General features: G+C 68.9%; 3 protein-coding genes. All 3 read right to left on the bottom strand.

The window, feature by feature from the left end; genetic code table 11:
- Positions 1–439: 439 nt before the first annotated feature.
- The 3 genes from ADK86_RS12950 to dprA all read right to left on the bottom strand — a co-directional run bounded on the left by ADK86_RS12950 (position 440) and on the right by dprA (position 4,284).
- Positions 440–979 (bottom strand): TetR/AcrR family transcriptional regulator, encoded by a 540-nt coding sequence (locus tag ADK86_RS12950; protein ID WP_003980216.1) that lies wholly within the window; start codon positions 977–979, stop codon positions 440–442.
- Between the two features lie 921 nt (positions 980–1,900).
- Entirely contained in the window at positions 1,901–2,737 is an 837-nt protein-coding gene (gene whiG / locus ADK86_RS12955; RefSeq protein ID WP_053696729.1) for an RNA polymerase sigma factor WhiG, read from the bottom strand.
- A 380-nt stretch (positions 2,738–3,117) separates the two neighbouring features.
- Positions 3,118–4,284, bottom strand: a complete 1,167-nt coding sequence (gene dprA, locus ADK86_RS12960) for a DNA-processing protein DprA (protein ID WP_053696730.1) — start codon at positions 4,282–4,284, stop codon at positions 3,118–3,120.
- Between the last annotated feature and the right edge of the window lie 411 nt (positions 4,285–4,695).

A 4,695-nucleotide genomic window follows, 5' to 3' on the forward strand; every position in this document is an offset into this window, starting at 1 on the left:
ACCGCCGCTACGAACGCAAGCCCGAACACTTCCTCGCCTTCACCGCCATCGCCTCAACCCTCATCTGCCATCGACGACTCCAAATGAAATGACGTCTTACTCGCGGGATGCGGGATCTGGGAGGAAGGCTGCGCGCGTTGGGCCGACGCGCTCAGCGGCGACGTTGCAGGCGAAGCAACGCTGGAGGCTTGGCAATCGGAAACCGGCAACCGGCAAGCACAGCGTCGACGGGCAACGCCTGACGTCGTCCGCGTCAGGGCGGGAGAACGATGGTGGGAGAGCCATGAGAGGAGGCCCGCGCAGGGAGGCGGTAGACGGGCAGACCGTGGATAGACGGGGCAAGCCAGGGCTCAGGCGTCGTGGCCAGGGGCCGTAAGCCTGGACCGGAGGTACCGGAGGTACCGGAGGCCGACCAGCCGATCAACGCCGTCTGCGCCGATCAGCCCCTTACGCCACCCAGGACCATGGCGACCGCAGCCTCCGTGATCTGCGTCGGGTCTTCCGCGGCACCGAGCTCGATACGGCGAACGGCGGCGTCGACGACCCCCTGAAGCAGCATGGCGGCGAGACGCGGCTGCTCGTGACCGAGGCCGGCCAAAGCCTCCACGATCATCGCAATGAGTCCGCCGTGCGCTGCCCGGATCTTCTCCCGCGCACCGGCGTCCAGCTCACCCGCCGAGATCGCGACCACGGCCCGGTGCCGGCGGTCACCGACCAACGCGAGCTGTTGGCGGACGTAAGCCTCGATCTTGTCCTCAGGCGTCTCGACCCGGTCCATCGCCGCCTCGACCTCAGCCGCCCACACGGGGAAGTCGACAGCACACAGCTCCTCGACGACAGCCGCGCGCGAACGGAAGTACTCGTAGACGGAAGAGCGCGCGAGACCCGTGCGCTCGGCGAGGGCGGGGAAGGTCAACGCCTCGGTCCCGCCTTCGGACAGCAGGGTGCGGGCAGCGTCCAAAAGGGCGCCACGCTGCATCGTCCGGTGCTCGGCCACTGAGGCCGCTCGAATCCTGGGCACGTCACCACTGTACGGATGGCACGCCTGGCACGGCACTCCGCATCACGATGTGTCCATGCCGATACCCCCAGAACCTGGGCCGAACAACGCCACGGAGGTGAGGCGAACGCAGCAGGGAGGAGGAGGCTGCGCCGTTTCGGCAGGAGGCCGTGGCGAGAGGCCGGACGGTGGTTGTGCTGCTCCAGGCGTGTGGACGTGCGCATGGCGGGATCGGTGAGTGGGGCCGTGGGCTGGTGGCTGGCGCAATGGGGCGAGACCGACCTTGCGGAATGGACGCCGGTACTGAGGCCGCCGAGCCCGTCTCAGCGTGCGCCGAGAGCCGACCATGCGGAGGAAGCGGGCGGCGCGCTGGCGAGTGCGGTGGCAGTGCGCGGGGCTGATCGCGAGAGCCGGGTGCGATCGCCGGGCGGGGCGAGGTGCAGTGACCGGACGAACCGCGTCGCGCCCTGGAGCCGGGCAGGTCGACGGGCTCACCCGTGGAACGCGTCGGGAGCGCTCGTGGGTCACAGCCCGGCCTGCGGACGCGAGCGCGATGGTGCTCGCGTGCGGTGGCCGAGGTCGGACGCGACGTACGGACTCAGAAGACCGCGGCGAGGCGGTGGTGGAGAACGCGGAGGTGGAGGTGGCGGCGGGTGGGCGGGGGGGGAGGGAGAGAGAAAGGGCGAACGAAAGGCCACCCGAGCGGCCAGGCAAAAGTACGACTAGCGGCAAGCCCATAACCAGATGCGGGTAATCAACCCAGCCATAACCCACCTCACACCCCGGCCAGCCCATTACGGCACGGACCACACCAACCACCCCCACCATCTCTCGATCGAACGCACCCGCCCTCAACAGCACAGCCGCAAAGACACCACCGCCGAACCTCACGCCCCCAGCTCAACGCCCCACATCAGCCAGCTTCGCGCGCAGCTGCAAGACGGATTTGGTGTGGATCTGACTGACCCGGCTCTCCGTGACGCCGAGGACGTTGCCGATTTCGGCGAGCGTGAGGCCCTCGTAGTAATAGAGCGTGACGACGGTCTTCTCCCGTTCGGGAAGCGTGTTGATGGCACGGGCCAGCAGCCGCCGCAGCTCGCGGTCCTCGGCCACCTCGACCGGATTGTCGGCGGCCGTGTCCTCCAGAGTGTCCATCAGGCTCAGCCGGTCGCCCCCCTCGCCGCCGACGTGCAGCAGCTCCTCCAGGGCGACGACATTGGCCAACGACAACTGGCTGAACACCCCCTGGAGTTCCTCCAGCGCGATACCCATCTCCGACGCCACCTCGGCTTCGGACGGAGTACGCCGGAGTTTGGCCTCCAGCGTGGCGTACGCGCGCTCGACCGCCCTGGCCTTCTGCCGTACGGACCGCGGAATCCAGTCCAGCGCCCGCAGTTCGTCGATCATCGCGCCCCGGATGCGGGTGATGGCGTACGTCTCGAACTTGATCGAACGCTCGGGTTCGAACTTCTCGATGGCGTCGATGAGCCCGAAGACCCCGGAGGACACGAAGTCGGCCTGCTCGACGTTGGGCGGCAGGCCGACACTGACCCGGCCGGCGACGTACTTCACCAGGGGCGAGTAGTGCAGGATCAGCTGCTCGCGCAGCCGCCCGTCGCCCGAGGTCTTATAAGCGCGCCACAGCTCCTCCAGTGAGGTGGGCGCGGCGGGGCGCACGCTACCGCGCGCGGCGGGGGGCGCGGCCGCGCGGTCGGACCCGGAGGTGTGCTGGGGCATTCGTCGCCTTGAGCCGTTCTGCCGAAACACTGGGGAACACGTGCGTGAGGGCGGGATTACTCGTGAGCGTAGCGTGACTGCAGTGTTGCGATGCGCGATGAAGCGTCGTTCGGGAGTGCGCAGATACGTTCCGCTGCCCGCACCCCTGGGTTACAGGAGGCGGCATCGACTCCACTCACAAGGGGGTGGCAGCAGCGTTACGAGCGCCCGGCGCACGCTCCCCCGTACGCGACTTCGCCACCCGTCCGGCGTGTCGGCGGCCGACGCGCTCCGCCACCGTCCAGCGATGACGGAGCCCGTCAAGAAGCGCCACGAACGAAAGCACGGCACACCCGGATTCTACGATCGCTCCTCTCCCCCTTTCACTCGTTCGCCCCAGGTCAAGGGCCCCCTTGCCGGACTGTCGAAGCGACTGTGGGCACCCGGGCCAACTCCCAGACGGCACCACCCCTTTGAACGAACCCCAGCGACTGCAGCTCGAAGAGCTTGCCTTGCGTCACTTCCTCTGCCATTCCTGAATCCCGCGCCAGTCGCCGCAAGTCCGCACCACCCCGCGCGGGGACCGCTTCGAGTACCCGGCTCGCCACCGGGTCCAGCAGATCGCGGGCGAGCACGGGGCCGCGCTGGACGGGGGCGAGATCGCCGATGCTGCCGACCAGCTCGATGATCTCGGCGGCGTTGGTGACGACGACGGCTTCGCCCCGAAGCAATTGATGAACACCGGCCGACAGCCCGCTGGTGACCGGCCCTGGCACCCCCATGGTGAACCGGCCCAGCCCCGCCGCCCGCCGTGCGGTGACCAGCGATCCGCTGCGCAGTTCGGCCTCCACGACAACCGTTCCCCGGGTGAGGGCCGCGATAAGTCGGTTCCGCAGGATGAATCGGCTCCGGGTGGGGTGATCGCCCGGTGGCAACTCCGCGATCACCAAGCCCTGTTCCGCCACCCGCCCGATCAACTCGGTGTGTCCCCGCGGGTAGGCGTGGTCGACGCCGGAGGCGAGCACCGCGACCGTGGCTCCTTCCGCGGCCAGGGCGCCTCTGTGAGCTGCTCCGTCCACTCCGTAAGCGGCTCCGGACACCACGGTCCAGCCGCGGTCGGCCAGGCTCGCACCCAGCGTGGCCGCCATATGCGCGCCGTAGTCCGTGCAGGCCCTGGAGCCGACGACCGCCACGGATCGCAGCGCCCACAACCGTAGGTTCGCCCTTCCGCGTACCCACAGGCCGATCGGCCTGCCGTCCTCCAAGTCTTCCAACTGCTGCGGCCACTCATCGTCCCCAGGACACACGAACCGGCCGCCGAGTGCGGCGATGGCTGCGAGATCCTCGGCCGGCTTGTTCACCACATCCAGCCGGGTCGCCCGCAGGCGTAGCCCCTCGAACTTCTCCTCCGACACCCCCGTCGGCATCTCCCGCTCACCGACCAGGGACTGTACGAGGTGTACGGGCGTCGTCCGTCGTAACCAACGCCCCACCGTCTCGTCTCCGGGCTCGACGATGCGCGTCAACGCCGCGCGCGCCTTCCTCTCCTCCTCTCCCACTTCACGCATGTGCTTCCACTCCCTCGCCCGTCACCGCGCAGCCCTCATTCCCCCGCACGTCGCTGCTCCTCTCCGTTCGCGCTCCCACGCCAGTCGGGGCAGCGCTGTGTAGCCGAAAGTGGTAATTGAGTCGCGGCACGCTGCCGACCTGGTGCCTGTCGCCGACCCGCTGGTTACTCCCTTACTGGCGCTACGGCGTGGAGCATGGGGCTGCCACCCGTGCTGAGCCGGGAACGGGGCTGGCTGGCCTAGAAGCGCAGCCTGGGCAATGTAGGCGGGCCGAGTTCCTACGCCTCGAACTGTTCCTTCGCCTCCCCCCTCGCTCCCCTCCGGGCCCACCCCCGCCGCGCCTTTCCCCTCTCCTCTCCCCCTTCACGCAGTCTCTCCCACCCTCCCTGCCTGCACCGCGCAACCCTCATT

This window comes from Streptomyces sp. NRRL F-5755, from assembly GCF_001279365.1.
GTDB classification, from domain to species: Bacteria; Actinomycetota; Actinomycetes; order Streptomycetales; family Streptomycetaceae; genus Streptomyces; species Streptomyces rimosus.

What these genes read in the sequence shown, in the direction of transcription:
- ADK86_RS12950 (WP_003980216.1), bottom strand. Translation starts at nt 979, where the DNA reads ATGCAGCGTGGCGCCCTTTTGGACGCTGCCCGCACCCTGCTGTCCGAA.
- whiG (WP_053696729.1), bottom strand. Translation starts at nt 2,737, where the DNA reads ATGCCCCAGCACACCTCCGGGTCCGACCGCGCGGCCGCGCCCCCCGCC.
- dprA (WP_053696730.1), bottom strand. Translation starts at nt 4,284, where the DNA reads ATGCGTGAAGTGGGAGAGGAGGAGAGGAAGGCGCGCGCGGCGTTGACG.